The following is a 25,601-nucleotide window of genomic DNA, read 5'->3' on the forward strand; positions in this document are numbered from 1 at the left end:
TTAGCCTTTCCGAACTCTGAGCGTGTCGCGGCCCCGCGGGGACGCGTTCGACGCGGACGTGCTGTTCTGCTCGACCCACCGGCGCCCCAGCTTCGCAGCTCGGGACAGTGCGCCGCGCTCGCCGAAGTACCCGGCGACCGCACCGACCACGGGCAGGTTACCGAGCCATCTGTAAACGGTACGGCTGCGGGGCCGCTTGTCCAATTCGTCGGTGACGGCCTTGAGGATCTTGGTGACCGACCACAAGGTCGACAGCAACGCGAACGGGGACCGGGACAAGCGACCGGACGGCTCGGTGACACGGCTGTCGTCCGTGACGCCGTCGACGTCGGGTTCGGGCGCGTGGATGCTGGCACCCTTCGGCAGCTCGCGGTTGCACAGCACCGATGCCAGCAGGCGGACCTGCTCGTCCTGCTCGGTGATGCCGTACTCGCGGGCGACGGCCACCAGGACGATGGCCTGGTTCGCGAACCCGAGGACGTCGCCGAGCGGGAGTCGGCGAGCGAGCACACCGAAGATGCCGGGGAACGCCACCGCCACGGTGCCGATCCCGCCGACGCGGCCGACCCACCACGAGACGCGCTGGTCGACGGTCATCGACTCCCACGCCTTGGTTCCCGGTGTGTCGGCGGCGTCGAACACCGACGCGACGGCGTTCAGCGCCGCGTCGACCTTCGTGCCGCTCGCGTCCGCCTGCTCGCGGAACGTGCGCTTCTTGAGGCCGAGCGGGTCACGGTCCGCGAGCAGTTCGAGGACCGGCACGATCACGCGCACCGCGGCCTTGAGAACTCCGGCGACGCGCTCGTCGCCCAATCGATCAGCGCTCATGCTGCTTCCGTCCGGTCTGCGTAGGCGGTGGTGCGCTCGACTGCGCGTCGTCCGATTCCCTCGGCGATCGCGTGTAGTTCCTCGACGGTCTTCTCCGATCCGTGCTGCGATCCCGCCATCCGCGAGATCGTCTCCTCCATCAGCGTGCCACCCAGGTCGTTGGCGCCGCCGTTCAGCATCACCCGAGTTCCCGTCACGCCGAGTTTCACCCAGCTCGTCTGGATGTTGTCGATGCGGCCGTGCAGCATGATCCGCGCCAGTGCGTGGACGGCCCGGTTGTCGCGCTGCGTCGGTCCTGGTCGTGACGCCCCCGCCAGGTACAGCGGCGAACTCTGGTGCACGAACGGCAGCGGCACGAACTCGGTGAAACCACCGGTGCGGTCCTGGATCCGCTTGAGCACGTTCAGGTGTCCCACCCAGTGCGAGGGGTTGTCGACGTGGCCGTACATCATCGTCGAACTCGACCGCAGTCCCACCTCGTGCGCCGTGGTGACGACGTCGATCCACGTCTGGGCGGGCAGCTTGCCCTTGGTGAGCACCCAGCGGACCTCGTCGTCGAGGATCTCCGCCGCCGTCCCGGGGATGGTGTCCAGCCCGGCCTCCCGCAGTTCGGTCAGCCAGTCGCGCACCGACTGGCCACCGCGCGAGGCCCCGTTGACGATCTCCATGGGCGAGAAGGCGTGCACGTGCATCGACGGCACCCGCGCCTTCACCGCGCGCACCAGGTCGGCGTATCCGGTCACGGGCAGCTCCGGATCGATGCCGCCCTGCATGCAGACCTCGGTGGCGCCGAGGACGTGCGCCTCCCAGGCCCGGTCGGCGACCTCGCTGGTCGACAGCGAGAACGCGTCGGCGTCGCCCTTGCGCTGGGCGAAGGCGCAGAAGCGGCACCCGGTGTAGCAGATGTTGGTGAAGTTGATGTTCCGATTCACGACGTACGTGACGTCGTCACCGACGATGTCGCGGCGCAGCTGATCGGCGAAGGCGGTCACCGCGTCGAGCGCCGCACCCTCGGCGGTGGCCAGCGCCAGGTACTCCTCGTCGGTGCAGTTGCCGGGATCCTTCTCCGCGGCACGGAGGGCGGCGACCACGTCGCGGTCGACGCTGTCCAGCGTCGCGAGGTGCGCCACCTGCTCGCGGATGGACTCCCAGTCGCCGAACGCGCTGCCCATGTCGCTGCGCGTCTCGGTGTTGCGACCCTCGGTGTCGATGCCGGTGTTGAGGTCGACGCGGCCGGTGGACTCCCACACCTCGTCGGGTTCCTGCCACGGCAGACCGGACGGGATCGTCTCGGGCACCGCCAGCCCGGTCGCGTCGTCGGCGAGCGCACGCACGTGCGCCGAGATCCGCGGGTCGATCCACGGTGAGCCCGCCAGGACGTACCGCGGCTGCACCGCCGTGCGTTCGGTCAGCGTGAAGCCGGCGTCCGCGGACAGCTGCGCGAGAGTGTCGAGGTTCGGCCACGGCCGCTCGGGATTGACGTGATCGGGGGTGAGCGGCGAGACACCGCCCCAGTCGTCGACGCCCGCGGCGAGCAACGCCGCGCACTCCTGCGCGGACACCAGATTCGGCGGCGCCTGGATGCGCATGGCCGGGCCGAGAAGGATGCGGGACACGGCGATGGTGGCGAGGAACTCCTCCAGGCCGGCATCGGGTGCGGACCGCATCGCGGTGTCGTCCTTGGCCAGGAAGTTCTGCACGATCACTTCCTGCACGTGACCGAATGCCTTGTGCGACTTCCGGATCGCCATGATCGACTCGGCGCGGTCACGGATCGTCTCGCCGATGCCCACGAGGATGCCGGTGGTGAACGGAACGGTGAGACGACCGGCGTCGGTGAGCACGCGCAGACGCACCTCGGGGTCCTTGTCGGGGCTGCCGTAGTGGGCCTGCCCCTTCTCCTCGAACAGTCGACGCGAGGTGGTCTCGAGCATCATGCCCATCGACGGTGCGACCGGCTTGAGGCGCGACATCTCCTCCCAGCTCATCACTCCGGGATTGAGGTGCGGGAGCAGACCCGTCTCCTCGAGCACGCGGATCGACATCGCCCGCAGGTAGTCCAGCGTCGAGTCGTAGCCGCGCGCGTCCAACCACTCCTGCGCCTCGGGCCAGCGGGCCTCGGGGCGGTCGCCGAGCGTGAACAACGCTTCCTTGCATCCCAGTTCGGCACCGCGCCGCGCGATGTCGAGCACCTCGTCGGCCTCGAGGAACATCCCGTGCCCCTCGGCGCGCAGCTTGCCGGGGACCGTCACGAACGTGCAGTAGTGGCACGTGTCCCGGCACAGCCGGGTGAGGGGAATGAACACCTTGCGCGAGTAGGTCACCGTGCCGGGGCGGTTCTCGGCGAGCAGTCCCGCGTCCCGCACCCGCGCCGCGGACGCGCACAGATCGGTCAGGTCGTCGCCGCGGGCGTGCAGCAGCGTGGTCGCCTCGTCGACACTGATCACCACACCGTCGCGGGCACGGCGCAGCGCACGCCGCAGCGCCGATGCGGTCGGTGCCGGGCTGTCGGGAGGCGTCACTCGGGTGTCGGCGCGCGCGGGAGTACTCGGATCGGGCAACATCGTCACCGTTCGATCATGCGCCCTCCGGCCGGAGGCGTGCCACAGCAGGGGTGATGCGACGTGTCCGACAACAGTCCCGGTGTGGTCCTCACCGATCCCGCGCATCGCCCCGATCCGCGGGCGAAGATTCTGTGGGCCGTGGCAGCCGCCCTGCTGTGGCTCCCGGTGGTCGTCGCCGTGATCGTGTGGGCCGTGGTGCTCGCGGTGAACGTCGAGCGCCCGTCCTGGACGCCCGTGGTGGCCGCTGCCGTCGCCGTGGTGGTCCTCGCGGGAGCGCACGTGACCATCGCGCCGCAGTGGCGCTATCGGGTGCACCGCTGGGAACTGAGCGACACCGCCGTCCACACGCGCACCGGCTGGGTGACTCAGGAACGGCGCATCGCTCCCCTGTCCCGAGTGCAGACCGTCGACACCGAGCGCGGGCCGCTCGACCGGGCACTCGGACTGGCCACCGTGACGGTGACGACCGCGTCCTCCGCGGGAGCTCTGGAGATCGCGGGGCTCGACCTCGCGACCGCCGATCGCACCGTCGCCGCCATCACCGCGGCGGCCGCACGCTCACGAGGCGACGCCACGTGACGCAGGACGCCGGCCTGCGCGTCGACGAGTTGCCGTGGCTGCGACTCGACAAGCGCATGCTCCTGATCCACCCGGTCACCGAGCTGGTCCGCCTGCTGCCGGTGCTCCTGCTGTCCCTCGTTCTCGGATCGCAGAGCGGCACGCACGTCTGGGGCCTGATCGTCGTGGTCCTCCTCGTGGGCGCGGCCATCCTGCGCTGGTTCACCACCGGGTACCGCATCGGCTCGGACGACGTCCAGCTGCGCCGCGGGCTCTTCCAGAAGAAGGTGCTCTCCATTCCGCGTGGTCGAATCCGCAGTGTGGACGTGCGAGCCGGGCCGCTGCACCGACTGCTGGGACTGTCGATCCTCACCGTGGGCACCGGTCAGCAGAAGTCGGACAAGGCCGACTCGTTCGAGCTGAACGCCCTCGCCTCCGACCTGGTCCCCGCCCTGCGTGAGGAGTTGCTGGCGAGCACCGGCCGGACGGTGGGAGTGGATCCGGTCGCAGTGACCGAACCCGCCGTGACGCCCGAACGTGAGATCGCCCACTTCCGTACCGGCTGGGTTCGATTCGCCCCCTTCACGGCCACGGGCATCGTCGTCGTCGGTGCCGGATTCGGGCTCGTGTTCCAGTCCGGGTTCGCCGGTGACATCGCCTCTTCGCCGGCCCTCGACGACACCTATCAGGCCGTTCTGCGCCTCGGCATCGTGGTCGCGGTGGTCGTCGCCGCGGCCCTGCTGCTCGTCGTGTCGAGCATCGTCTCCGTGGTGCGCTACCTGGTCGTCTACGGCAACCTCTCCGTGACCGACGACGGCACCAGGCTCCGCGTCGGCCACGGACTGCTGTCGACGCGACACACGACGCTGGACCGCGACCGCCTCCGCGGCGCGACGTTGCGTCGACCGCTGGTCCTGCGGTGGGCGCGCGGAGCGCGCCTGGATGCCGTCATGACCGGGGTGTCCGCTTCGGAGAAGGAGTCGTCGCTGCTCCTGCCACCCGCTCCCCTGCCGGCCGCCCGCCACACGATGGACGACGTGCTGGCGGGTCTGCCGGAGAGCGCGCCGGCCACGGTGACACTGCAGAAGCACGGACCGGCGGCTTTGCGGCGCAGGCTCACCCGCGCCGTCGGGCCGGTCCTGCTGGTCGCTGTCGCACTCCTCGTGGTCCGGTCGACCGGCCGGGACGTCCCGATCGCCGCGTGGATCGGCGTCGCGCTCCTCGTGGTGGCCGCCGTCGCCCTGGCGCTCGATCGGTACGCCGCCCTGGGCCACCGTGCCCACCCGGGAGTTCTGATCACCGAGCACGGCAGCCTCGACCGGCGACGCGTCGTCCTCGACACCGACGGCGTGGTCGCCTGGGGTGTCCGGCAGACCTTCTTCCAGCGACGGGCCGGTGTCGCGACCATCGTCGCCGCCACCGCGGCCGGCACGGGCCGCTACACGGTGCTCGACGTACCCGCCGACCACGCGTGGTCGATCGTCGAGAGCGCTCAGCCCGGTGCCGGCGACGTGTGGGCGGAGCGCCCGTGACACCCGACTCCGGTACACCCCGGAGCATCCCCGAACTCGATGTGGCGGTGTCGGAGTGCCGCGCGTGTCCGCGCCTGGTGGAGTGGCGTGAGCTGGTGGCGCGCGAGAAGCGGGCCGCGTTCCGTGACGAGACCTACTGGGGCCGACCGGTTCCGGGTTTCGGCCCCGTGGACGCTCGCCTGCTGATCGTCGGCCTGGCGCCGGCGGCTCACGGCGCGAATCGCACCGGACGGATGTTCACGGGCGACCGCAGCGGCGACGTTCTCTACGCGGCCATGCACGCCGTCGGCCTCGCCACGCAGCCCACGGCGACCCACATCGCCGACGGCCTCGAGTTGATCGGCACGCGCATCACGTCGCCGGTGCACTGCGCTCCCCCGGCCAACAAGCCGACACCGGAGGAGCGCGACCGGTGCCGTCACTGGTTGGAGACGGAACTGCACATCCTGGCGCCGACCGTTCGGGCAGTGATGGTCCTGGGCGGATTCGGCTGGCAGGCACTGCTTCCGGTCCTCGACGGCGCGGGGTGGACGATCCCCCGACCGCGCCCGAAGTTCGGCCACGGTGCGCACGTCGTGCTGACGTCACCCAAGAAGGAGTTGCCGGACCTGCATCTGTTCGGGTGCTTCCACGTCAGCCAGCAGAACACCTTCACCGGACGGCTCACGCCGGCCATGGTGGAGCAGGTGCTCGCCGCGGCGGCCGACGCCGCCGGAATCGACAGGAGTCAGCCGCGTCCGAGTTCGGCGAACTGACCCATGCGCAACGCGAACAGTTGCACCACAGCGGGAAGCAACCCGCCTGCCACGAGGACCAGGGTGCGCCAGTCGGCCACGACGAGCACGTCTCCACCCGGTCCCCCCAGCATGGCCAGCACGAGACCCACGAAGAATCCCGCGACCGGGAGAGCGGCGCGGGAGACGTTGTGCGTCACCGAGAACGCGACCCGCACGAGGATCACGTTGACGATGCCGGCGAGGACACCACTGACGGGGAACGGAGTGCTTCCGAGATACAGCGGGAGGAACAGCACTGCGGTCACGGCGCACAGGAACCCGTCGAGCACCAATGCGCCGACGATCGACGCCTTGATGCCGGACACCACGCCCTCCCCGGCGTGGCCCGTCATCGCGCCGATCCTGTCGGCGCCGTGAACGTCAGCGAGGAGGGAACCCGATCGACGTGAGGTAGTTGCTCACGAACGTCGCGAAGCCGCCCACGGAGTTCAGGTAGATCTCGCGCTGCAGATCGGCTGTGGGTCGCAGGGAATCCACGAACGCCACGATGGCGTACTGAAGATCGAAATTCATGGGAAGAGCTCCTTCGAGTCGAACTCACCGGGTACGTCCGACCCCGTCCGGTGATGCCGCTCACAGCATAACCCGGCACCGAGCCCGGTTCGGACCCGCACACCGTCCCCGGGCAGACACTGGGGGCCGTCACACGATCCCCGCGAACAGGTCGGTCTCGCGCCCCGACGAGTCGACCGGTCCGAGATCGCCGCGGACGAGGATGTACTGCTCGTCCTCGAGGACTGGCTGCGCGATGTCGTTCGACAGGGCGTAGACCCGACCGGACTCCGCGACGGTGACCTGAGTTCGGTGCGCGCGCAACGCGAGTCGTTTGAGATCGAGCACCGGGCGGACGTCGACGGACGTGGTGATCGTGTCGTCGGGCACGCTCGGCAGCTCGCCCTCGACAGGCATGCGCCACTGCTGGGGGACGTCGCCGAGGTCGCTCAGGCCTGCGGTCAACTGATGCAGACCGGTGACCGTCCAGTACATCTTGTCCACCGACCAGGCCGGCCCCGTCTCGGCGAACCGGGCAGCGTCCTGCGCCGCCTCGACAGCCAGTCCTGCCAGCCGGTGCACCTGCATGTGATCAGGGTGGCCGTAGCCGCCCTCGGGGTCGTAGGCCACGAGAACCTGCGGGCGCACGTCACGGATCACCTCGACCATCGCGCCGACGGCCTCGTCCGGGTCGGCGTTGACGAAGGCACGCGGATGACGGGCCGCGGGGGTTCCGGCCATGCCGGAGTCGCGCCAGTGCCCGGCACCGCCGAGAAACCGCGGCGGCCGGCATCCGAGCGCCTCGAGTGCCACGGTCAGCTCGTGGATGCGGTACCCGCCCAACTGATCCGCGCGATCCGCGACCAGTCCGGCCCACGTCTCCCCGATCACCTCACCCTCCTCGCCGAGCGAGCAGGTCAGGACCGTCACGTCCACGCCCGCCCGCACGGCGCGGGCGATGGTGCCGCCGGTGGTGATGGTCTCGTCGTCGGGGTGCGCATGGACGACCAGCATCCGGTGCCGTTCCGTCACGGCGTCACCCGCATCCAGTCGTCCGCGTCCCCGAACACACCGAGTTCGACGGGCCCCGTGAGCGTCGCGCCGCTCACGCCGGGACCGACGGCGACGACGGAACTGTCCTGCGCGATGGGGAGCACGGTGTGCAGGTTCCACAGCTGTGGTTGCGCCGCGATGACGGCCTCGGTCGGGTTCACGTCGCCTCTCAGGCTCTGGTCCATCACCGGCTCGAGCGACGGATCGCAGACTCCGGACAGGTTGCTCGCCGCCACCGGGTCGGCGTCGGAATCGGGTGCCGTCGTCGTCGACGTCGCGAGATCGGTTGCTGCACATCCGTAGCGCGACGACCAGGCGGTGGCCACATCGGTACCCACGTGGCTCCACCCGACGACGGCGTCGACCGTGCCCTCGAGCAGCGCGGTGCCGTACAACTCCTCCGGATCGGTGGGAGCGACGCTGGCGTCGACGCCCGCGTCGCGGAGTTGATCGGCGGCCGTGTTGGCCACCGCGACCGCGACCGCGTCGTTCTCGGGAGCGCCGATCACGACGGTCAGCGCGCGCGTGCTACCCGGCACCGGCGTCGTCGTCGCGGTGGGTTGGCCCGAGGTGGGAGCCAGGGCCGGCGGCAGCGGCACCGGCACGAATCCCGCGTCGGCGAGCAGCTGCAGTGCCTCGTCCCGCGGGAGAGTCTGCGGAGCCGTGGGGACGTAGCCGGGCTGGGACGGCGAGAGAACCTGCGCGCGAACGGTGTTCGCGGCCGTGCCGGTACCCGACGCGACGGTGGACAGCAGGTCCACGTCCAGCAGACCCATGACGCCGCGGCGCACGTCGGCGTCCGCGAGTTCCGGCACCCGGCCGTTCAACGTCAGTTCGAGGGTCCGCGAACGGAACCGGGTGTCCGTACGGACGTTGGGGATGGCGCCCAGTTGCGCCAGTGTCGCCGAACCGCCACGCACCTCGGCGATCTGGGCGTCACCGGAGCGCATCGAGTCGGCGAGCTGGGCGTCGCTGCCCCCGCGTCGGAGGAGGATCTGATCGGGCGTGGAGGGTGACCCCCAGTAGCGGTCGTTGCGCTCGAGCAGGATCTCGTCGCGGCCACGATCGATCGACTCGATGCGGAAGTGTCCGCCGGAGACGGACACGTTGTCGCGCAGTCCGCGCTCGAAGCCGCCCAGCGAGTCCTTGAGCAGATGGGAGGGCAGCAGATTCTCGAAGAGCTCGCGCCACGCGGGGTACGGCGTCGCCATCGTGACGGTGACGGTCTTGCCGCCGTCCGAGGACGCGATGTCGTCGATCGCCTCGTAGCCTGCGGGATCCACCACGCCGGGCGCGTCGATCATCTGTTGCCACAGGTAGCGGAAGTCCTCGGCCGCGATGGGCGCACCGTCCGACCACTGCGACTCGTTGCGCAGCCGGTAGGTGATGGTGAACGGGGCCTGTGACGTCACCTCGGCCGACAGCACCAGCGACGCGTCGGGCAGCCACTCGACTCCTGTCCCCACCGACGCGGGGCGGAAGGGGCTGGGGAACACCAGCGTGGACACCGCGGTGTTCGCGGGCGACTGGTCGGCCAGCAGGTGCGGGTTGAATCCCGTACCGACGTCGTCGATGGCCACCACGACCGGATTACCCGTGGCCGCCGGCGCTGCGGGAGGCGTCGTCGTGGCCGTCTCGGTGCTCTGGATCGGCGGCGGCGGATCGGCCGTGCACGCGGACAGCGCGAGCAGGGCAGCGGCCAGCGCCGCACCCACCCGCGCCACCGACATGATTACAGAGCAGCCTTGTCACGCGACTTGCTGCGCGAACGCTCACGCGCACGCTCGTTCGAGTCGAGGTGCACCTTGCGCACGCGGACGACCTCCGGCGTGACCTCGACGCACTCGTCGCCGGCACAGAACTCCATCGCCATCTCGAGGTCGAGCTTCTTCGGCTTGGCGAGGGTCTCCATCACGTCGGCGGAGGACTGACGCATGTTGGTCAGCTTCTTCTCGCGGGTGACGTTGATGTCGAGGTCCTCCTGGCGGGGGTTGATGCCCACGACCATGCCCTCGTAGGTGTCCGCACCGGGCTCGACGAAGAACGTGCCGCGGTCGGCCAGCTGGATCATGGCGAACGGGGTGACGCTGCCCTGACGGTCCGAGACGAGCGAGCCGGTGTGGCGCGCGCGGATCTCGCCGGCCCACGGTGCGTAACCGTGGAAGACGGCGTTGGCGATGCCGGTGCCGCGCGTGTCGGTGAGGAAGTCCGTGCGGAAGCCGATGAGACCGCGCGAGGGGACGATGAACTCCATACGAACCCAGCCTGCGCCGTGGTTCGTCATCTGGACCATCTTTCCCTTACGGGCGGCGAGCAGCTGCGTGACGCCGCCGAGGTACTCCTCGGGAGTGTCGATGGTGAGCTCCTCGAAGGGCTCGTGCAGCTTGCCGTCGACCTGGCGGGTGACCACCTGCGGCTTGCCGACGGTGAGCTCGAAGCCTTCGCGGCGCATCTGCTCGACGAGGATGGCGAGCGCGAGCTCGCCACGACCCTGGACCTCCCACGCATCGGGGCGACCGATGTCGAGGACCTTGAGCGAGACGTTGCCGATGAGCTCCTGGTCCAGACGCGACTTGACCATGCGGGCGGTCAGCTTGTGGCCGCTCACGCGTCCCACCAGGGGGCTCGTGTTGGTACCGATGGTCACCGAGATGGCCGGCTGATCGACGGTGATGCGCGGCAGGGCGACCGGGTTCTCGAGGTCGGCCAGCGTGTCACCGATCATGATGTCCGGGAAGCCGGCGACGGCGACGATGTCACCGGCGACGCCCTTCTGACCGGGAACGCGCTCGACACCGATGGTGGTGAGCAACTCGGTGATCTTGGCCTTCTGGACGACGGGCTCGCCGTCGACCTCGCGCATCCAGCTCACGGTCTGGCCCTTGTTGAGCTCACCGTTGTGGATGCGGACCAGGGCGAGACGGCCCAGGAAGGCGGAGGCATCGAGGTTGGTGACGTGAGCCTGCAGCGGCGCCTCGACGTTGCCCTTCGGTGCCGGGATGTAGCTGAGCAGGATCTCGAACAGCTCGTCGAGGTTCTCCGCGTCGGGAGCGTGTCCGTTCTCCGGCTGCTTCGTCGACGCCTTGCCCTCACGGCCGGAGGCGTACAGGACGGGGAGGTCGAGGGCCAGCTCGGCAGCTTCGGAGGCTTCGTCGTCGAGGTCCGACGCCAGGTCGAGGAGCAGGTCGTGGCTCTCGGAGACGACCTCCTCGATGCGCGCGTCGGGACGGTCGGTCTTGTTGACCACGAGAATGACGGGCAGCGACGCGGCGAGCGCCTTGCGGAGCACGAAGCGCGTCTGCGGCAGCGGGCCCTCGGAGGCGTCGACGAGCAGCACGACACCGTCGACCATGGACAGGCCGCGCTCGACCTCGCCACCGAAGTCGGCGTGGCCGGGGGTGTCGATCACGTTGATGACGGTGGTGCTGCCGTCGGCGTTGCGCTTGTGCACGGCCGTGTTCTTGGCCAGGATCGTGATGCCCTTCTCCTTCTCCAGGTCACCCGAGTCCATCACGCGGTCGATGGCCTCGGCGCGTTCCTCGAAGGCACCGGACTGGCGCAGCATCGCGTCGACGAGCGTGGTCTTGCCGTGGTCGACGTGCGCGACGATGGCGACGTTGCGGAAGGTGGTGGGTACGGTCTGACTGGCGGTGGGGCTGGTCACGCGTGAAATCTCCTGGGTCGAATGCGGGGTGAAGAGCGAGCGGCTTCCTCTCCCAGAGAGCGCGCTGCGTCGCCGACGAGAAGCGCGACCGGATCAGTTTACTCGGTCGGCTCGGGTGACGGCGGTCACGCAGGCCGGGACGGTCGGCACGGGCTCCACCTCAGGGTACCCTCACCCGATGTCCTCGGCATCGAAGGTCGCTCGCGGCAAGGCCAAGAAGAAGTGCTGCCGCAGCAAGACTCGCTGTCTGACGTGTCCGGTGGTGATCATGCGGATGAAGAAACTGGACCAAGCAGGTGTCACGGGCAAGGACCTGAAGAAGGGTCTGAAGAAAGCCCGCGCGGCCTGACTACAGCAGCGCCGCGAGATCCGGCAGCCACGCGGCGTCCGCCGGCACCAGATCGACTCCGTGCAGATCCGCCGCGTCGACCCAGCGGAGGGCTTCGTGCTCGAGCGCCGTCGCCGTCCCGGAGAACCGTGTGACCGCGTAGGCGCGCAGTGTCAGCGACGCCGAGAGTGCGACGTCGACACCGACGGGCTCGCCGACGGTCACCTCGATACCCAGTTCCTCGCGCAGTTCCCGGACCAGTGCGTCCTCGGGGGTCTCGCCGGGGTCGACCTTGCCGCCGGGCAGTTCCCAGAGTCCCGCCAGTTCCGGTGGGAAGGCGCGACGCGCGAGCAGCAGGCGCCCGTTCTCGACGAGGGCGCCCGCGACCACCAGCGCGGGCTCGGGAACTGGCACCATCGCAGTATGGCCGACTTGCTGAACGACACGGAGATCGACGACGCACTCACCCGCCTGACCGACTGGCAGCGAGACGGGGACACCCTGGTCCGCACCGTCGAGTCGGCGAGCTTCCTCGAGGCGATCGACCTCGTCCGGCGCGTCGCGGAGGAGGCAGAATCGGCGGACCATCATCCGGACATCGACGTCCGATGGCGGTCGGTGACCTACCGGCTGTCGACGCACTCCGCGGGTGGACTCACCGGGAAGGACGTCCTGCTCGCGGCCGCGATCGACCGCCTGGCGAGGTGACGCGGCGGCCCACCACCGCGATCCAGACGAACAGTGCCAGGGTGCCGACGGCGTAGACCGATCCCGCCAGAGCGAGTGGCCACGGGCGGGAGATGTCCCAGATGGACGGTTGTTCGAAGCTGAGGATCCACGGCACGCCGATCAGGGTGACCACGAGCCAGTACCCCGCGAGCACGCGCGCTCCCGGCGCGCCCGACAACGGACCGTGCATCAGCCAGATCGACATGGGCACCACCCAGACCCAGTGGTGGGACCAGGAGATCGGCGAGATCATCAGGCCCACGAACGAGACGACGACGAGCGTCCCCAGGCGATCGTCGCGTGCCAGCGTCCGCCAGGCCAGGAATGCCGCGGCCAGCACCACGGCCGCCGCGACCAGCCACACCGGCCCCTGGCCGACGTCCTGCCCGGCCACGCGTGACAGCGCTCCGCGCAGGGACTGGTTCCACACCGAGCCGACGGGACCGATCCGGTCCGCATCGCCCAGCAGGGTGGTGAAGTACGTCGTCGCGGCGGACCCCACGAGCAGGAAGCTGATCGCGACCGTCGCCGCGAAGGCGACGGCGGAGAACGCGGCGGCCGCCCACCGACGCTGCGCCAGGAAGTAGAGGCCGGTGATGGCGGGGGTGAGCTTGACGCCTGCCGCGACGCCGACCAGGGCACCCGACAGCCACCAGCGGGCGCTGCGGGCCGCGAGCATCGCCAGCAGAACCAGGAACACGTTGACCTGGCCGTAGTCCAGGGTGGTGCGCATCGACTCGGTCCACAGGCCCACCGTCGTCCAGAGCAACGCCGCCCGGTGTCCGGACCAGAGGCCCGACCCGACCATGCCCTGTGCGAGCCGGACCACCGCGTACAGCGCGGCGATCGTGGCGATCATCCAGGCAGCGCCCACCACCGGGAACGGCAGGAAATGCAGCGGATAGAACACGAGCGCGGCGAACGGTGGGTACGTGAAGGGCAGGGGGAAGTCGGGAGTCTCCTCCGAGTAGGTGAAGTCGTAGAGGTCGCCGCTGAACAGGCGGGCCGAACCGTCGACGTACACGTGGAGATCGACCCAGTTGCTGCCGTTGGGGGTGGCGACGGTCCACACCACACGCAGGATCAGCGAGATCACGAACAGGGCCGGTGCTGCTGCCAGCAACGTGCGCCCGGCCGATCGCCGTACTTCACTCACGAGTGTTCTTCCGATCGACGGGGGTCGCAGCCAGAGCGCAGCCTATCCGCACCGTGCGACGTGACTCTTCTGCACCACGGAGCCGCCGCGTTGTCACGCGACACGGCTCACAGCAGTAACGATCGCATCACTGTTCACTCTGACAACACCAGACACTCTATTAACAGACTACCGTTCGAATCAGAGCGAGCGACACGGGTCGATCGACCGGTGAGCTGCTGTACAACCGTCACTCCGTGTACATAGAGTGACCCCGCGCCCGACTGCCTCGCACGGCGGTGACGGGCAGATAGTGCATCGTGGGTCGCCTCGGAACGGTTCGAGGCGGCCGGAGGAGAAACGGGGACATCATGCGGGACATCGGGACAACGGGAACGCGCGCCGCAGCGCGACGTGTTCTGAGCGGAGTGGCCGTCGCCGCCGCCTGCGCCTTCGTCGCACCCGCTGCGGCAGGCGCAGCACCCGCCCCCGTCCTGCCGCTGCCCGCCGAGGTTCCGGTGGTGCCGGGCTACGAGGCACTGGCCGCCCTGGCCCCCACCCTGCTCGACGCCGCGGAGCGCGACGCAGCGTCGCCGCAGAGCGATCTGCTGGTGCGCGCGAAGGCGCTGCTGGCCACGGCCCCGCTGTCGGACCAGGCGAAGCGCATCCTCACCAGCATCATCACGTTCCTCGACGGCAGCGGTGGTGGCGGCCCCGAGATCCCCCAGAACGGCCCGGTCATCTCGCAGTTCTTCTACCCCACCGTCGGCAAGGGCTGCATCTCGGCCACGGCCGACTCCGTCGCGAGCGCGCTCGCGGTACCCGGCCCGGCACAGTTGCCGCCTCCCGGACCCGCAGCCGGTCAGGCCGGCTTCGTCTTCACGGCACTCGGCACCGCACCGCTCGCCGACGTGCAGGCAGCGCCGCTGACGGCGAACTGGGTCAACGTCGACACGGGTCGCACCGGAGCGACCGTGCTCACGGGTGCCGCGGGGATCAACCCCGACGGCCCGGCCACGCTCTCGGCACTCGCGGACACCGGGACCGGTCGCGTCCTGGCCGCCGTCTCCGGGTCGATCAGCACCGAGGCCGGCATCACGTGCAGCTTCCTGCCGACCATCGGTGCCTTCGTCGTCTGACGATCGGGACGAGAACGGTGTTCAGGAACCGAACGCGGTCGAGATCTGGGTGTAGATCGCTCCGGCGATCGCGTACAGGTAGTCGATGAACTCCACGATGGTGCCTCTCCGTAGGTGTGACTGCTGTGACAGGTGTGTCGTGAGAGGCCGCCGCCGCGTTACGCGGACAGGCTCCACTGCCCGTAGTCCTCGCGCAGCACGGTGTTGACGTCCACACCCACTCCGTCGATCGCTCGCTTGTCGATCTCGATCTGATGCAGGTGGGCAGCCGGGTTCACGTAGCCCTTCGGCGTCCCCCAGTTGTGCTGCCAGTACCAGGCACCGAGTCCCGCTGCCGCCGCGAGGTCGATGGTCGGCGAGTTGGCGTACACGCCCATGTTCTCGGCCCCGACCACCGACTGCCAGCCGAGCAGGTACGGCGCGATCATCGCGGCGAACTCGACCGCGGTCGGGTTGTCGTCGATCGACGCGTAGATGGGCCGGTCCGCCGGTCCGCCTGCCTCCGTGTGCAATTCGAGGCCGCGCGTCGCGTGCTTCACGCCGGCGGCGAATCCGCCACGCCAGTCGGCCGTCGCCCCCTTGCCGAACTGGTAGCACGACACCACCTGGAGACCGGCCGCGGTGAGCTCGTCCGCCTCGGCGGCGGTCATCGGCTTGCCCGTCATCCAGGCGGCACCGGGTCGACGGTCCGAGACGTAGCGGATGGCGCCCAGATGGCCGGCGGCGGCGATGGCGGAGGCAGACGGCACTCCCCCGGCGTAGTCGACGATCGTGCCCAACGCTGCGGGTGCTGCGGGCGCGGCAGAGGCGACGCCACGAGCGGCGACACCGGTGACCCCGACCGCGACGGAACCGGCGGCGGCATAGCGGAACAATTGACGACGCGACACGTGCACTGGGGTCTACCTCTCGATTCGCCCGGCGCGCCTTCCTCGACATGACGCCCCGGGCTGGTAACTTCTCACGATTTCCGGCGCTATTGCACCACAGACCTCAGGGACCCCGCTAGTCCCGTGAGTCCCCTCGTCCCCAGCGATCAGTACCATTGCGTCCAGAACCGCGTGAGCACGCCGCCGCTCTGGGCCCACCCCGCGGGGACGCCGGACAGCTCGTACAGGGAGTACACCGCGTCGAAGAAGACGCGGTTGACCTGCGGCACGAACAGCAGGGCCACCACGATGAGAACCCCGTAGGGCCCGATCTGCGCGAACGACCGCCGCGCACCGGGCGACAGGTAGGGCTCGATCGCCCCGAAACCGTCCAGGCCCGGCATCGGGATCAGGTTCAGCACCACGGCGACCACCTGCAGGAAGGCGAGGAAGCTCATGCCGAACCAGAAGGAGGCGTGCTCGCTGCCCGGTGCCCACACCGCGACGATCGCCAGAAGGATCACCGCGAGAACGAGATTGGCGAACGGGCCGGCCAGGGACACCGTCGTCCGCTGCCGCCTGGTCATACCGCTGGTGTTCAGCCACACGGCGCCGCCCGGCAGACCGATCCCGCCCAGCGCGACGAAGATCAGCGGCAGCACGATCGACAGTCCGGGCACCGTGTACTTCAGGGGGTTCAGCGTGAGATAGCCGCGCGCGGCGGTGTCGTGATCACCGAAGCGCCAGGCCGTCACCGCGTGGGCGAACTCGTGGAGACACAGGGACACCACCCATCCACCGATGACGAGGACGAAGACACCGGCATACGACAGGACGTCGCCCGGCCTGGTCGAGTTCCAGGCCAGAACACCGCCGATCACGGCGACGGCGACGACCGCGAGGAAGACGGGGCTGGGTCGTACCGACGTGGACAGTGCCATGTCAGCAGCGTAGGCGGGTCACCTGAGCGCTTCCCGCACTCGATAGACGGCCTCCCGCAGGCAGTCGGTGTACGCGTCGGCGTCCATGACGTCGTCGCTCGTCACGATCGAGAGGGTCACCACGTCGCCGATGCCGTGCACTCCGTGCGTGACGCCGACCGTCGGCGAGAGGGCCGGGAACCCGGCGCTCAGCACGACGGGCCGACCGCTCAGCGTGAGGTCGGCGACGCCTCGGTTCACACTGGAGACCACCGTGTGACCCGCCACCGTCGTCGGCGCCACCGACAGGTCGGCGCGGTCGACGTCGCGCCGGACGATCACCGCGGGAACGGTCTCCGTCGCACGATCGCCGACCCCGAACGCGGGGTGTTCCAGCCGTCTTCGCCGATCTCGCAGGGAGTCGTCGATCGCCCGTGCCCGAGCGCGGAGATCCTGCACGGACGGGTGCAGATCCACCCCCGCGTTGTGAAAAGCGTTGGCAGCAGGGGTGGTTCGACTATCCCCCGGTATGGCGATCATGACCTCGGCCCCGAGGTCGTCCGGAACCGGCTCGCCCAGGAACGCGAGATGCCGACTCATCGCGTCCGACACCACGACGAGCGCGGCCACGGTGACACTGACGGTGTCGGTGCGGAGGTCCGACGCCGGGCACACCACGCACCGGATGCGGGTGGTTCCGCCTGCCGGGCGGGACAGCAGCGTCGGCGCTCGGGGAAGCGGCGGGCCGGGGATGACGCCGCCCGCCGTGTCGGCCGTGCGCCGACGATCGGCCACCACCGCCTCACGTGCCCGACGCACCATGCCGATCACCCGTGCGGGAAGCTCGACGGCACCACGCGCGACCGCGAGGGGCGCCGGCACCACCACCGTGCGCACCGCCGCTGACGGCTCGTCCGACAGCAACGCGCGAGCCAGCGCCGACACCCGCCCGCCGTCCCCGAGAGCGTGCGCGATCTGCAGGACGAGCACCGTCGCCGACCCCGTCGTGCCGGGCACCCCGTCGACGCACGGGTACAGATGCACGCGCCACGGCTCGCGGCGCGGCTCGACCTGATCCCCGAAGGTCTCCGCCACCCGGTCGAGGCAGTCCTGCCACGTCCCGCCGGCGTGGACGCGGACCCGGTCGCGGGTCACCCCCGTGGGCACCCAGTAGGGGTAGTCGGCCGTCCACCGCGTCTCGCGAAGACGGACCGACAGCCCGTCCACCACACGCGCCCGACGCACGAGTGCCGTGGCGACGGCGTCCGGGTCGTCGAGCACACCGTCGAACGCGTAGAGCAGGAACTGGTCGCTCGGCAGGCGCCGCGACAGCCAGTACATGCGGGCGTCGGTGGCCGTGAGCCGACCGGTCACGTCAACGGTCCTGCTGCTCCGCCTGCAACTTCAGCGCGGCGAGTCCCTTCTCGAAGTCCCTGCCGATGAACCTGTCCATCGGCACGATCCTGCCGACGAGACGCGCGACGAGGTTCTGCTGTCCCGTCATCCGCCACGTCACCTCGGTGCCGCTTCCTGCCGGCGACAGCAGGAAGATGGTCACGTTCGTGGCCTTGAACGGTTTCGTGAACAGCAGATCGAGCACGACACGATCGTCCGTCGAATCCACGATGGTCATCGACCCGGCGCCGGCCTTGCGATTACCGGACCAGGCGTAGGACGCCCCGACCCCGGACTCCGAGCCACTGTAGGTGCGGGACAGATCGGGGTCGCTGCCCTCCCACGGCGACCAGGACGTCCACCGGTGCAGATCGTCGACGAAACCGTGCACGGTCGACGCCGGAGCGTCGACGAGGACGGAACGTTCGATCACGAACTCGTGGACCCTGTCGGTGGTCATGGGGTGATGGTAGGGCGCAGCTGTCAGTCGCGCCTGCACAGGCAGAAGAGGTGACCGACGGGATCCTGCAACACGCGGAAACCCGGGTGTTCGCCGTCGTCGTCCAGCACGCGGGCACCCTGCTCCACAGCGAAGGCCTGCGCCGCCTCCATGTCGTCGACCACGAGATCGAGGTGGATGCGGATGCCCTCCCGGGGCCAGTACAGCGGGACGAAGTCGGGCGCCTTCTGGAAGGCCAGACGCGAGCCGCCGGTGCCCTCGATCACGGTCCAGTCGGGATCGTCCTGCACCACCTTCCACCCCAGCAGAGCGGTGTAGAAACGCCCGAGCGCCACCGGATCGGGACAGTCGAGAACCGTGTAGTCCATGTCGATCGTGGGTCGTGTCATGTCCGAATTCTAGCCAGGCGTGCCGATGCCCGAGAGACTTCCCGCTTGTCGGTACCCGGTCAGGACAACCCATTCCGCACCCTCGCGCCACGGTGCCACCGACCAGGTGGAGAAGCGCTGCACGGCCGTGAAGCCGGCGTCCCGGACGTCTCGTTCGGCCCGGTCGGCGGTGTACTCGCGGTCCGTCGCGAACCCCAGGATCACCACCCCGCCCGGGACCACCGCGTCGTGCCAGCGCCGGAGCACCGTCGACTCGGTGCCCGGGGCGAGGAAGACCATGACGTTGCCGGCGGCCACGATCGCGTCGAACGACTGCGGCTCCAGATCCATGGTCGCCAGGTCGCCCTCCACCACCGTGATGCCGTGCTGTCGACGCGCCTCCTCGACCAGGACCGAGTCGAGATCCACGGCGGTCACCGTGTGTCCGCGCCGCGCGAGTTCCGCGCCCAGTCGTCCGGTTCCGCATCCTGCGTCGAGGACACGCGCGGCTCGGGGCAGCACGGCGTCGACGAAGCGGGCCTCCCCGTGCATGTCCGCGCCCGACGCCTCCAGTTCCCGGAAGCGGGCGACGTAGGCGTGCGAGTCCTCGGCACTGCGCTCGGCCGACCACCGGGTAGCGGTCACCGGTCGAGGTAGAAGCGCGCGGTCTCGGTCGCCACGTCGGACACCGCGGACGCCAGCCCGGGCTCGAGATCCAGGGCATCGGCGAGTTCGCTGCCGCGCAGCCCCTGCGAGCGCAGCAGGTCCCAGGCCTTCTCCACCAGACGTACCGACGTCGCGTGGTCGAGTTCCGGCCGGTTCGAGCGCAGGGCCGTCGCCGCCCAGTCCGCGTCGAATGTGCCGTTGGGCGGACCGAACACCCGCTCCCCCGTTGAGTAGGGCTTCGGGTCGGTGCCACCGGCGTGTGTCATGCCCGTGACGCTATCCCCTGCCCGTAGCGGGCGCCGCGATGCTCGTCTTGTTCCCCGCCGACCAGGCGTAGGGCAGGTCATCGCCGTTGAGCACGTGAGCACCCACCGAGCGCAATTTGTAGAGCACCGGGTTGTGCACGGAGATGGTGCGCGCGTTGCGCCAGTGCCGGTCGAGGGCCAGGGTCTCCGACACGATCGATGCTCCGCCGACCTCGAACAACTGCGTCGTCGCGTCCAGCACGAGGTCGACGACCACGGCCTGGGCGTGCGACGTGCTCAGCTCGGCCCGGTCGAGCGATGCGTCGTCGCCCACCTCGACGGCGCTCTCGACGTCCGCGGCCGCCGACAGGACCAGGGCGCGGGAGGACCAGGCGGCAGCTTCGAGCCGCCCGATGAGCTGCTGCACCACCGGATCGTGTCGCGGCAGGTCGGCGGCGGCGTGGGTGTAGCTGCGGGTGCGGGCGCGGACCCACGCGGTGACGTCGTCGGCGGCGCGGCGCGCGATGCCGGCCAGGACCGCGAGCTGGACCAGCTGCAGGTACGACGTCGCGTACGTGCGTCCGGGTGCGCCGTACCCCGGTCCGAGCAGGCGCGACTCGTCGACGGCGACGTCGGTGAACGTGGTGGTGCCGCTGACGGTGAGCCGCTGCCCGAAGCCGTCCCAGTCGTCACGCTGCACGACGCCGGGAGCGTCCGAGTCGACGAGCACGGACACCCGCTCGCCGTCGAGGTCGGCAGCGACCAGGATGTGGTCGGAGTAGAGACTGCCCGTGCTGTAGAACTTCTCGCCGTTCAGACGCAGACCGTCCGGGCCGCGCGTGACCGTCGTGCGGTAGTGGTCCACCGCCCCGACACCCGGCTCGGTGATCGCGTTGCCGACGAGAGTGCCGTCGGCGATCGCCCGCAGCCACGCGTCGCGGTCGGGTCCCGGTTCTGCCGCCACCTGGTCCTCGACGAAGCTCCAGTGCACGCGCAGCGCCTGCGGCAGATTCGACTCGGCGGCCGCGAGATCGACCAGCAGCGAGAACAACTGCGTCACCGAGGCGCCGTAGCCACCGTGCTCGACCGGCACGCGCAGTGCGCCGAAGCCGGCCTCGCGCAGCAGCGCGATCTCGTCGTGGGCGAGCCGTCTGTCCTTCTCGCGGGCCACCGCGCCCTCGGCGATGCGGTCGAAGACGGGCTGGAAGCGGGCGCGGAGGGCCTCGTCGGTCGCCGGGCCGTCGGTCACTCGGTCGTGTGTCGTCGTCACGGGAGACGAGACTGCACGTCGGCGCCGTCGGCCGACACCGTTGGACTCGAGGAGATTCTTGCCACGGCCGCTGCCCGAGGCAGTACGGTGACCCGAACGGGGGGAACCATGGCGCTGTCGCGCAGCATGAATCGACTGATCGCGGGGCGGATCACATCGGAGATGGCGGCGGATCCACACGCGGCCATCCTGCCGACCCCCATCGCCGGCGACTCCTTCTTCGACACGCCTGATCACGACCTGTCACCGGGTGTCCTCGTGCGCCACCGCGATGCGACGGGATGGTTCCCGCGACCACGAACCCGCCTGCGCCAGTTCATGGTCGGCTCCACCGACGCTCTCGGTCGTTCGGTGCCCGTCACCGCCACGCTGATGGAACCGAGGAGGCCGTGGCGCGGGTCGGGTACCCGGCCCGTGGTCGTGCACAACGTCGCGATCGACTCGCTCGGCACCCGGTCGACACCGTCGTATCGCATCGTCCACGGCGTCGGCCAGGACTTCCCCACGGTGGTTCCGCTCTGGCTTCAGCGCGGGTACGCGGTGCTGATCCCGGACCATCAGGGACCGCGTATGGCCTACGCCGAGGGGACCATGGCAGGGCACGCCGTGCTCGACAGCATCCGCGGACTCGTCGCGCTCGACCCGTCCTACGCGACGAGCCCGACCGCCCTCTACGGCTACAGCGGCGGTGCCATCGCGACGGCCTGGGCCGCGCAACTGCACCCCTCCTACGCGCCCGAGCTCGTCCTGCGCGGCGCCGTGGCCGGAGGATCACCGGTCGACGTCGGCTTGCTGCGCGGGACCATGAACGGCACCCTCGGAGCCGGCCTCTTCGGGGCGGCGATCATCGGCATGGCTCGCGAACACCCAGCCCTGGTCGAGCAGTTCAGCCCCACCGGCATCGTTCTCGCGTCGATGATCAAGGACCTGTCCGTCGTCCCGCTGGCCTTGTCCGGGCTGGCGCGGTTGCGACTGGAACGGCTGTCCGTGGACCCGGGCGTGTTCGAGTCCGCCACCGCGCGCGCCGTCATCGAGGCGAACACTCCGGGGGCGGACGCGCCCGTCGTACCCGTGGCGTTCTATCACGGTGCTGCGGTGCCCCGGTTCGCCGATCGGTGGATCCCCGAGCAGGGCGTCCTGAACCTGGTCGACGCGTGGCGCGGACGCGGCGCGGACGTGGAGTACCGGCCCGTGTTCGGCGACCACTTCGTGGGCGCGCTGTCCGGTCTGCCGTTCGCGATGCGGTGGATCGACGCGAGGTTCCGGGACGGCTAGCCGTCCACCACCCACCAGGCGGCGTACGGCGGGAGCCAGACGGTGTCGTCGTCGACCGACCCGACGCCCGTCAGCACCTCCCGCGGAGCGACGATTCCCGAGCGGCCGAGGACGGACACCGCCACCGGGCGGTGTGTGTCGCTCACGTTGAACAGGGCGACGAGTGTGCCGCTCGGGTGCCGACGGCGGACACCCAGCACTCCGTCGTCCAGATCGCCCAGAACGTCGACCGGCGCCTCGGCATGCAGCATGGGCAGATCCGACCGCACGCGGGCGATGTGCGCGATGCCGTCGAACACCCGCTGCGCGTCGGAGCCCTGCTCGTGGCGTCGCGCCCTGTCGGCGTCGGTCACGCGCGGTCGGTGCACCCACCGGTTGTCGTCCTCGTGGCCGGGTTCCGCCGCCCAGTCGGGATCACCCGGCGAGCCGATCTCGTCCCCGCTCCACACCACGGGGATCCCGCCCCAGACCGCGACGAGGGCGTGGGCGAGGAACAGCCGGGCGAACGCGCCGTCCGGATCCCGTCGCTCCGCACCGAGGCCCGAGAGCGCCGCCGCCGTCCCGCTGATCCGACGGTCGCCGGTGTCCGGATTGTGTTGGAACACCAGACCTTCCGCCCACGACTGCGGGAACTCTCCGGAATACCAGTCGGCGAGGAAGTGTCGGTGGCCGGCGCCGGACAGACCCATCGCGGCCGCGTCGCCGTCGTCGATCGCCCATCCGATGTCGTCGTGGCACCGCACGTACGTCACCCACGTCCCGCCCGGCGGAGTCGGTGGCAGTGTCGACAGGGCGTGGCGCGCCAGCTCGGTGCTGCCCGAGGCCAGCATCGACCACACCTGGACCATGAGGCTGTTGTGGTAAGCGATGTCGGACACCCGACCGGTGTGCGATCCGGTTCCTAAGTAGGGCAACAGATCTCGTGGTCCGACGATCGCCTCGGCCTTGAACAACAGCGCAGGCGAGGCCATGCGCGCCGTCGCCCGCAGGATCTGCGTGATCGCGTGCACCTCGGGCTGATTCTGACAGTTGGTTCCCAGCCGCTTCCACAGGAAGGCGATGGCGTCGAGACGGACCACCTCGATGCCCAGGTTCGCGAGAGCGGCGACGATGTCGACGAACTCGACCAGCACCGCGGGATTGGCCCAGTTCAGATCCCACTGCCACTCGTTGAAGGTCGTCCAGACCCAGCCGTCGACGCCGTCGTCCCACGTGAAGTTCCCCGGTGCGAAGTCGGGGAACACCTCGGGCAGCGTGCGCTCGTAGGCGTCGGGCGTCGACCTGTCGGGATGGATGTGGAAGTAGTCGCGGTGGACTGCGTCGCCCTGTTGCGCCAGTTCCGCCCACTCATGTTCGCGGGCAACGTGATTGAGGACCAGGTCGATCACGGGACTGATCCCGCGCTCGCGCAGGGTGGTGGCGAGCGCCCGCAGATCGTCGACCGTCCCGAGGTCCTCCCGCACCGTGCGGTAATCCATGACCGCGTACCCGCCGTCGTTGTCGCCCGGACGCGGCGTGAGCAGCGGCATCAGGTGCAGGTAGGTGACACCGAGATCCGTCAGGTGGTCCAGCCGATCCGCCAGACCGGACAGAGTGTCACCGAAACGGTCGACGTAACAGGCGTACCCGAACATGGTGGGCTGCTGGAACCAGTCCGGCTCCAGCAGACGCCGCTCGTCGAGCCGGTGCAGCTCGTCGGGCCGGTCCGCGAACGCGTGTGCCGCACGCTCGACGAGGGTGCGCGCCACCGCATCGGGCTCCGCGTACAGGGCGGTGACGGCCTCGTGGAGATCGGGCCACCAGCGCTCGACACGGAGAGTGAAGGTGTCCCGCCGGTGCGGCGGGAGCGGGGCGAGTGCCGCACCGATGATGTCGTGGATCGCGTCGGGTACGGCGGTGCGCGGCATGGTCGGGATTCTTCCACGCCCGGCAGTGGGTAGCCTCGAACTGCAGCTCACACGATCAACGAGAGGACGACCGATGGTGAACTTCGGCGAGATCAAGCGCAAGCTCGACCAGAACGAGGAGAAGGTCGAACAGGCACTGGACAAAGCGGGCGACGCGGCCAAGAAGAAGTTCGCCGGGCACGACTCCCAGATCGACGGCGCGCTGGACAAGGCCAAGGACGCCATCGGCGAGAAGAACAGCGACCGCACCGACGGTCCTCCCGCCTAGTGGTCGCGGTGGGGAACTTTCTGACAGGAGTGCTGGACGAGGCGCTCGACCGGACGGTCGTGCCCGGCTACTCCCGTATCGGGTCGGCCGTCCGTCGTCGATTCTGGGCGGCCGATCCGGCCCCGTTCCCCGCCCCCATCGACGTGATCGTCACCGGCGGCAGCTCGGGTCTCGGCGCAGCTGCCGCCCGACAACTGGCCGTCCTCGGTGCGCGGGTGCACCTGGTCGGGCGTTCGGCGCGGCGGCTCGACGCCTCCGCGACCGAGATCCGCCACACCGTGCCCGGCGCCGAGCTCGTCGCGCACGAGTGCGACATGAGCGACCTCGATGCCGTGGCTGCGCTGGTCACCACACTGACCGCTCAGCTGACGTCGATCCACGCGGTGGTGCACTGCGCCGGCGTCATGCCGCCCGAGCGCACCGAGACGGCACAGAAGCACGAGATGGCCTTCGCGACCCACGTGCTCGGGCCCGTCGCGCTCACGGTCGGGCTACGCGAGCTGTTCGACGCGGGGTCCCGCGTGGTGTTCGTCTCCAGCGGCGGCATGTATCCGGTGCCGCTGCAGACCACCGACGTCGAGTTCGCTCACGGCGACTACTCGGGCCTCACCGCCTACGCCCGCACCAAGCGCATGCAGGTGGTGATCACCGAGCAACTGGCGGAGCGCCTCACCGGGCCCGACGATCCCGTGGTGCACAGCATGCACCCGGGGTGGGCGGCCACACCCGGTGTCACGGACTCCATTCCGATGTTCGGCTCGGTGATGAAACCCATCCTCCGCACCGCCGACGACGGAGCCGACACCATCGTGTGGCTCGCGGCCGCCGATCTGCCACTCGCGTCCACGGGGATGTTCTGGCACGACAGACGACCGCGCCCCACGCACTACCCGTCCTGGCGGCGGGACTCGCCGGAGGCACGGGACGCACTGTGGGGCGCGGTCGTGGAGGCCACGGGTATCGACCTCGGCTGACGTCTCCGTCAGAGGAGATCGGTCAGGTTCGACACGATCGAGGACCAGACCCACGGTTGATTCCAGATCCAGAGCGAAAGCATGGCGGTAGTCCTCACTGCAGGGAACATCTGTCCCCGACAGTCAAGACGCGTCGTTGCAGGCGTGCACCTCGGACGGCGGATG

27 protein-coding genes are annotated in these 25,601 nt (G+C 69.8%); 9 read left to right on the forward strand and 18 right to left on the reverse strand.

Annotated features, from left to right (window positions below):
- The gene (locus BR07_RS22765; protein WP_155956891.1) at positions 1 to 828 is read right to left on the reverse strand and encodes a hypothetical protein; all 828 of its coding nucleotides are present in this window, start codon (positions 826 to 828) and stop codon (positions 1 to 3) included.
- Positions 825 to 3,392: a bifunctional FO biosynthesis protein CofGH gene (locus BR07_RS0101175; RefSeq protein WP_027503880.1), complete on the reverse strand. Its 2,568-nt coding sequence runs from the start codon at positions 3,390 to 3,392 to the stop codon at positions 825 to 827. Before BR07_RS0101175 ends, BR07_RS22765 begins: the two co-directional genes overlap by 4 nt.
- A 60-nt stretch (positions 3,393 to 3,452) precedes the next feature.
- On the opposite strand from BR07_RS0101175, the gene BR07_RS0101180 reads away from it, so the two are divergent.
- Genes BR07_RS0101180 through BR07_RS22770 form a run of 3 tightly spaced genes read left to right on the forward strand, consistent with a single transcriptional unit; the run spans position 3,453 to position 6,237 of the window.
- Positions 3,453 to 3,971 carry a PH domain-containing protein gene (locus BR07_RS0101180; RefSeq protein ID WP_027503881.1) on the forward strand — a complete coding sequence of 173 codons (519 nt, stop codon included), beginning with the start codon at positions 3,453 to 3,455 and terminating at the stop codon, positions 3,969 to 3,971.
- A gap of 56 nt (positions 3,972 to 4,027) precedes the next feature.
- Positions 4,028 to 5,482, forward strand: coding sequence for a PH domain-containing protein (locus tag BR07_RS0101185; RefSeq protein WP_081821091.1), 1,455 nt, complete (start codon positions 4,028 to 4,030; stop codon positions 5,480 to 5,482).
- Positions 5,479 to 6,237 (forward strand): uracil-DNA glycosylase, encoded by a 759-nt coding sequence (locus tag BR07_RS22770; protein ID WP_037184196.1) that lies wholly within the window; start codon positions 5,479 to 5,481, stop codon positions 6,235 to 6,237. The genes BR07_RS0101185 and BR07_RS22770 overlap by 4 nt, the downstream gene beginning before the upstream one ends.
- On the opposite strand, the gene BR07_RS0101195 is transcribed toward BR07_RS22770, so the two are convergent.
- From BR07_RS0101195 to typA, 5 genes are all read right to left on the reverse strand, one after another.
- Entirely contained in the window at positions 6,210 to 6,611 is a 402-nt protein-coding gene (locus BR07_RS0101195; RefSeq protein WP_027503883.1) for a hypothetical protein, read from the reverse strand. The two genes, BR07_RS22770 and BR07_RS0101195, sit on opposite strands and share 28 nt — an antisense overlap.
- Positions 6,612 to 6,639: 28 nt before the next feature.
- Positions 6,640 to 6,792 carry a glycoside hydrolase family 6 protein gene (locus BR07_RS27240; RefSeq protein ID WP_162246780.1) on the reverse strand — a complete coding sequence of 51 codons (153 nt, stop codon included), beginning with the start codon at positions 6,790 to 6,792 and terminating at the stop codon, positions 6,640 to 6,642.
- A 129-nt stretch (positions 6,793 to 6,921) separates the two neighbouring features.
- On the reverse strand, positions 6,922 to 7,785 hold the full coding sequence (gene mshB / locus BR07_RS0101205) for an N-acetyl-1-D-myo-inositol-2-amino-2-deoxy-alpha-D-glucopyranoside deacetylase (protein ID WP_081821092.1): 864 nt from the start codon (positions 7,783 to 7,785) through the stop codon (positions 6,922 to 6,924).
- Between the two features lie 14 nt (positions 7,786 to 7,799).
- On the reverse strand, positions 7,800 to 9,554 hold the full coding sequence (locus BR07_RS0101210; RefSeq protein WP_027503885.1) for an ABC transporter family substrate-binding protein: 1,755 nt from the start codon (positions 9,552 to 9,554) through the stop codon (positions 7,800 to 7,802).
- A gap of 2 nt (positions 9,555 to 9,556) precedes the next feature.
- Complete coding sequence (typA, locus tag BR07_RS0101215) at positions 9,557 to 11,488, reverse strand: translational GTPase TypA (protein ID WP_037183854.1); 1,932 nt, start codon at positions 11,486 to 11,488, stop codon at positions 9,557 to 9,559.
- Positions 11,489 to 11,666: 178 nt separating this feature from the next.
- Between typA and BR07_RS27245 the strand changes: the two genes are divergently transcribed.
- Positions 11,667 to 11,837: a hypothetical protein gene (locus BR07_RS27245; protein ID WP_197027705.1), complete on the forward strand. Its 171-nt coding sequence runs from the start codon at positions 11,667 to 11,669 to the stop codon at positions 11,835 to 11,837.
- Here the strand turns inward: BR07_RS27245 and BR07_RS0101225 are convergent, their stop codons facing one another.
- Entirely contained in the window at positions 11,838 to 12,230 is a 393-nt protein-coding gene (locus tag BR07_RS0101225) for a (deoxy)nucleoside triphosphate pyrophosphohydrolase (RefSeq protein WP_269320087.1), read from the reverse strand.
- Between the two features lie 9 nt (positions 12,231 to 12,239).
- Between BR07_RS0101225 and BR07_RS0101230 the strand changes: the two genes are divergently transcribed.
- Positions 12,240 to 12,524, forward strand: coding sequence for a 4a-hydroxytetrahydrobiopterin dehydratase (locus BR07_RS0101230; RefSeq protein WP_027503888.1), 285 nt, complete (start codon positions 12,240 to 12,242; stop codon positions 12,522 to 12,524).
- Here the strand turns inward: BR07_RS0101230 and BR07_RS22780 are convergent.
- Positions 12,472 to 13,701, reverse strand: a complete 1,230-nt coding sequence (locus BR07_RS22780) for a mannosyltransferase (RefSeq protein WP_051612927.1) — start codon at positions 13,699 to 13,701, stop codon at positions 12,472 to 12,474. The two genes, BR07_RS0101230 and BR07_RS22780, sit on opposite strands and share 53 nt — an antisense overlap.
- Positions 13,702 to 14,051: 350 nt before the next feature.
- On the opposite strand from BR07_RS22780, the gene BR07_RS0101240 reads away from it, so the two are divergent.
- Positions 14,052 to 14,819, forward strand: coding sequence for an Rv1157c family protein (locus tag BR07_RS0101240; protein ID WP_155956892.1), 768 nt, complete (start codon positions 14,052 to 14,054; stop codon positions 14,817 to 14,819).
- Between the two features lie 158 nt (positions 14,820 to 14,977).
- Here the strand turns inward: BR07_RS0101240 and BR07_RS0101250 are convergent, their stop codons facing one another.
- From BR07_RS0101250 to BR07_RS0101285, 8 genes are all read right to left on the reverse strand, one after another.
- Positions 14,978 to 15,715 (reverse strand): DUF1906 domain-containing protein, encoded by a 738-nt coding sequence (locus BR07_RS0101250; protein WP_027503890.1) that lies wholly within the window; start codon positions 15,713 to 15,715, stop codon positions 14,978 to 14,980.
- Positions 15,716 to 15,855: 140 nt separating this feature from the next.
- Positions 15,856 to 16,629 (reverse strand): site-2 protease family protein, encoded by a 774-nt coding sequence (locus BR07_RS0101255; protein ID WP_027503891.1) that lies wholly within the window; start codon positions 16,627 to 16,629, stop codon positions 15,856 to 15,858.
- Positions 16,630 to 16,647: 18 nt separating this feature from the next.
- Entirely contained in the window at positions 16,648 to 17,982 is a 1,335-nt protein-coding gene (locus BR07_RS0101260; RefSeq protein ID WP_027503892.1) for a wax ester/triacylglycerol synthase domain-containing protein, read from the reverse strand.
- A gap of 1 nt (position 17,983) precedes the next feature.
- The gene (locus BR07_RS0101265; protein WP_027503893.1) at positions 17,984 to 18,463 is read right to left on the reverse strand and encodes an SRPBCC family protein; all 480 of its coding nucleotides are present in this window, start codon (positions 18,461 to 18,463) and stop codon (positions 17,984 to 17,986) included.
- 23 nt (positions 18,464 to 18,486) lie between these two features.
- The gene (locus tag BR07_RS0101270) at positions 18,487 to 18,852 is read right to left on the reverse strand and encodes a VOC family protein (RefSeq protein ID WP_027503894.1); all 366 of its coding nucleotides are present in this window, start codon (positions 18,850 to 18,852) and stop codon (positions 18,487 to 18,489) included.
- 9 nt (positions 18,853 to 18,861) lie between these two features.
- On the reverse strand, positions 18,862 to 19,476 hold the full coding sequence (locus BR07_RS0101275; protein WP_027503895.1) for a class I SAM-dependent methyltransferase: 615 nt from the start codon (positions 19,474 to 19,476) through the stop codon (positions 18,862 to 18,864).
- Positions 19,473 to 19,763: a hypothetical protein gene (locus tag BR07_RS0101280; RefSeq protein ID WP_027503896.1), complete on the reverse strand. Its 291-nt coding sequence runs from the start codon at positions 19,761 to 19,763 to the stop codon at positions 19,473 to 19,475. The genes BR07_RS0101275 and BR07_RS0101280 overlap by 4 nt, the downstream gene beginning before the upstream one ends.
- 10 nt (positions 19,764 to 19,773) lie before the next feature.
- Complete coding sequence (locus BR07_RS0101285; RefSeq protein ID WP_051612928.1) at positions 19,774 to 21,012, reverse strand: acyl-CoA dehydrogenase family protein; 1,239 nt, start codon at positions 21,010 to 21,012, stop codon at positions 19,774 to 19,776.
- Between the two features lie 108 nt (positions 21,013 to 21,120).
- On the opposite strand from BR07_RS0101285, the gene BR07_RS0101290 reads away from it, so the two are divergent.
- Positions 21,121 to 22,287, forward strand: a complete 1,167-nt coding sequence (locus tag BR07_RS0101290; protein WP_037184205.1) for a lipase family protein — start codon at positions 21,121 to 21,123, stop codon at positions 22,285 to 22,287.
- On the opposite strand, the gene BR07_RS0101295 is transcribed toward BR07_RS0101290, so the two are convergent.
- Positions 22,284 to 24,194, reverse strand: a complete 1,911-nt coding sequence (locus BR07_RS0101295) for an alpha-amylase family protein (RefSeq protein ID WP_051612929.1) — start codon at positions 24,192 to 24,194, stop codon at positions 22,284 to 22,286. The two genes, BR07_RS0101290 and BR07_RS0101295, sit on opposite strands and share 4 nt — an antisense overlap.
- A 73-nt stretch (positions 24,195 to 24,267) precedes the next feature.
- Between BR07_RS0101295 and BR07_RS22785 the strand changes: the two genes are divergently transcribed.
- Both BR07_RS22785 and BR07_RS0101305 read left to right on the forward strand, forming a co-directional pair.
- Entirely contained in the window at positions 24,268 to 24,462 is a 195-nt protein-coding gene (locus BR07_RS22785; RefSeq protein WP_037183861.1) for an antitoxin, read from the forward strand.
- An 8-nt stretch (positions 24,463 to 24,470) separates the two neighbouring features.
- The gene (locus tag BR07_RS0101305; RefSeq protein ID WP_231476100.1) at positions 24,471 to 25,436 is read left to right on the forward strand and encodes an SDR family NAD(P)-dependent oxidoreductase; all 966 of its coding nucleotides are present in this window, start codon (positions 24,471 to 24,473) and stop codon (positions 25,434 to 25,436) included.
- Positions 25,437 to 25,601: the final 165 nt, after the last annotated feature.

The organism is Rhodococcus sp. UNC23MFCrub1.1, assembly GCF_000686025.1.
In the GTDB taxonomy this organism is placed as follows: Bacteria; Actinomycetota; Actinomycetes; order Mycobacteriales; family Mycobacteriaceae; genus Rhodococcoides.

Excerpts from the sequence above, each read along its gene's own strand:
- BR07_RS0101255 (WP_027503891.1), bottom strand. The coding sequence starts at position 16,629 with ATGGCACTGTCCACGTCGGTACGACCCAGCCCCGTCTTCCTCGCGGTC.
- BR07_RS0101175 (WP_027503880.1), bottom strand. The coding sequence starts at position 3,392 with ATGTTGCCCGATCCGAGTACTCCCGCGCGCGCCGACACCCGAGTGACG.
- BR07_RS0101195 (WP_027503883.1), bottom strand. The coding sequence starts at position 6,611 with ATGACGGGCCACGCCGGGGAGGGCGTGGTGTCCGGCATCAAGGCGTCG.
- BR07_RS0101230 (WP_027503888.1), top strand. The coding sequence starts at position 12,240 with ATGGCCGACTTGCTGAACGACACGGAGATCGACGACGCACTCACCCGC.
- BR07_RS0101210 (WP_027503885.1), bottom strand. The coding sequence starts at position 9,554 with ATGTCGGTGGCGCGGGTGGGTGCGGCGCTGGCCGCTGCCCTGCTCGCG.
- BR07_RS0101270 (WP_027503894.1), bottom strand. The coding sequence starts at position 18,852 with ATGACACGACCCACGATCGACATGGACTACACGGTTCTCGACTGTCCC.
- mshB (WP_081821092.1), bottom strand. The coding sequence starts at position 7,785 with ATGCTGGTCGTCCATGCGCACCCCGACGACGAGACCATCACCACCGGC.
- BR07_RS0101240 (WP_155956892.1), top strand. The coding sequence starts at position 14,052 with ATGCGGGACATCGGGACAACGGGAACGCGCGCCGCAGCGCGACGTGTT.
- BR07_RS27240 (WP_162246780.1), bottom strand. The coding sequence starts at position 6,792 with ATGAATTTCGATCTTCAGTACGCCATCGTGGCGTTCGTGGATTCCCTG.
- BR07_RS0101265 (WP_027503893.1), bottom strand. The coding sequence starts at position 18,463 with ATGACCACCGACAGGGTCCACGAGTTCGTGATCGAACGTTCCGTCCTC.
- BR07_RS0101295 (WP_051612929.1), bottom strand. The coding sequence starts at position 24,194 with ATGCCGCGCACCGCCGTACCCGACGCGATCCACGACATCATCGGTGCG.
- BR07_RS0101290 (WP_037184205.1), top strand. The coding sequence starts at position 21,121 with ATGGCGCTGTCGCGCAGCATGAATCGACTGATCGCGGGGCGGATCACA.
- BR07_RS22785 (WP_037183861.1), top strand. The coding sequence starts at position 24,268 with ATGGTGAACTTCGGCGAGATCAAGCGCAAGCTCGACCAGAACGAGGAG.
- BR07_RS0101280 (WP_027503896.1), bottom strand. The coding sequence starts at position 19,763 with ATGACACACGCCGGTGGCACCGACCCGAAGCCCTACTCAACGGGGGAG.
- BR07_RS22765 (WP_155956891.1), bottom strand. The coding sequence starts at position 828 with ATGAGCGCTGATCGATTGGGCGACGAGCGCGTCGCCGGAGTTCTCAAG.
- BR07_RS0101185 (WP_081821091.1), top strand. The coding sequence starts at position 4,028 with ATGCTCCTGATCCACCCGGTCACCGAGCTGGTCCGCCTGCTGCCGGTG.
- BR07_RS27245 (WP_197027705.1), top strand. The coding sequence starts at position 11,667 with ATGTCCTCGGCATCGAAGGTCGCTCGCGGCAAGGCCAAGAAGAAGTGC.